Origin of the sequence: Bacillus sp. EKM208B (assembly GCF_011800725.1) — a bacterium.
Lineage (GTDB): Bacteria > Bacillota > Bacilli > Bacillales > Bacillaceae > Bacillus > Bacillus velezensis.
The window spans coordinates 1-469 of the sequence record NZ_JAANHO010000034.1 but is presented as its reverse complement, the minus strand read 5'-3'; the positions used below and the strand labels follow the sequence as shown (position 1 = coordinate 469).

The following is a 469-nucleotide window of genomic DNA, read 5'->3' as shown; positions in this document are numbered from 1 at the left end:
GAAGTCTCGGTAAATAAATCACTGCAATATACCAGATCTAAAGCGTACCCCTCTTCATACGCTGTAGCTTGTAAATCCAAATCAAATTTGGCATCAATGAAAGGAATGCCCAGCATCTCTACCTGTGCTTTGCCCATCGCAAGATGGATTTCCTCGTTATTCTGCATGGTAAACATCACGTCAAACAGCGGATTGCGTGACAGATCACGGCGTACTTCTACTTCCTCTACCAATTCTTCAAACGGGTATTCTTGATTCTCATATGCATTCAATGCCAACTCTTTGATCTCGCTTAAAAATTCTAAGAACGTTTTTTCAGCCCTTGGATACCCTCTCATTGCCAGCGTATTGACAAACATGCCGGCTATTGTCTCGGTGTCCTGATGCACTCGGCCTGAGATGGGTGTTCCTACCACGATATCTTGTTGCCTGCTGTATTTATGCAGTTCTATCATAAATACAGCCAGTA

The 469-nt window shown here is 43.3% G+C and carries 1 protein-coding gene; it reads right to left on the bottom strand.

Annotated elements, in window-relative coordinates; genetic code table 11:
* A partial coding sequence (locus G9F75_RS19695; RefSeq protein ID WP_167409337.1) for a condensation domain-containing protein occupies positions 1-469 on the bottom strand: 469 nt, incomplete at both ends.